The organism is Cupriavidus sp. DL-D2, from assembly GCF_039710735.1.
Taxonomy (GTDB): Bacteria; Pseudomonadota; Gammaproteobacteria; order Burkholderiales; family Burkholderiaceae; genus Cupriavidus.
Map to the genome: position 1 here is coordinate 1 of NZ_JBDKXK010000134.1, position 1253 is coordinate 1253.

A 1253-nucleotide genomic window follows, 5' to 3' on the forward strand; every position below is an offset into this window, starting at 1 on the left:
TGTACTGGTCTAATTTCCTCAGACACGTCGATAGGTGGAAAATCACGGTCGACGAGAAAAGGAAGACATGACAAGGCAACGTCGCAAGTTTGACCCCAGCTTCAAGCTGGAGGTCGTCAAGATGATCAGGGACCAGGGGGTGTCGGTGACCGAGGTCTGCCACACGATGGCGATCGGCGAGACAGCCGTACGGCGCTGGCTGGCCCAGTACGACGCGGAACTGGCGGGCGGCAAGGGCATTGGCAAACCGCTGACGCCCGAGCAGCAGCGTATTCGCCAACTCGAAGAAGAGAACCGCCGCCTGAAGGAGGACAACCTGATCCTAAAAAAGGCATCGGCCTTCTTTGCCCGCGAACTGAAGTGATGTACGAAGCAGTGAGCGCGTTGGCAAAGAAGGCGGTACCGGTTAGCCGGGCCTGTAGGGCACTTGAGGTGAGTCGCGCGGGTTTCTACGCGCATCGGCGCCGGCCTGCGCAGACGCCAAAGCAGGTGCGGGAGCGGGCCTATGTGCGGGCGGCTTTCGAGCGAAGCGGGCGCAGCTACGGCAGTCGTCGGCTCGCCCGTGAGGTCAGCCGTAGCGGCGTGAAGATGGGCCGTCATCGCACCCGCACGCTGATGCGTCAGGAGGATCTGCGCACGGTCTGGAAACGCAAGTTCGTTGCGACGACCAACAGCCGACACGATCGTCCGGTCGCACCCAATGTGCTGGCTCGCCAGTTCACGCCGGCGCAGCCCAATCAGGCGTGGGTCTCGGATATCACCTATGTGCGTACGGCAGAGGGTTGGCTGTACCTGGCCGTTGTGCTGGACCTGTATTCGCGAAAGGTGGTGGGCTGGTCGATGGCGCCGAGCATGCCCGCGACGCTAATCGTCTCGGCTTTGCAGATGGCGATCCAGCATCGACGGCCGAAACTGGGACTGATCGTGCATTCGGACCGTGGAAGCCAGTACGCGAGCGAGGAATACCAGTCGCTGCTCAGACGCCATGGACTGGTCTGCAGCATGAGCCGGCTAGGTGATTGCTGGGACAACGCGGTTGCCGAGCGCTTCTTCCTGAATCTGAAGATGGAGCGTGTCTGGCAAAAGCGTTACGTCCACCGGGCCGAAGCCCGGCAGGACATTACGCAGTACATCGTAGGGTTCTACAACCCAGTGCGCCTGCATTCGACGCTGGGATACGCCTCACCGCAGGAATTCGAGGACAAGCTTTATCAACAACCTATCGAGGTGTCTGAAAAAACTTGACCAGTACA

At 60.5% G+C, this 1253-nt stretch carries 1 protein-coding gene; it reads left to right on the forward strand.

Annotated features, from left to right (window positions below):
• Positions 1 to 67: 67 nt before the first annotated feature.
• Positions 68 to 1245, forward strand: a protein-coding gene (locus tag ABDB81_RS30330) for an IS3 family transposase (RefSeq protein ID WP_346814411.1) whose coding sequence is annotated in 2 segments (ribosomal slippage) — positions 68 to 335 and positions 335 to 1245 — 1179 coding nt in all. Because the reading frame shifts where the segments join, the coding sequence is not laid out codon by codon here.
• The last annotated feature ends 8 nt before the right edge of the window (positions 1246 to 1253 follow it).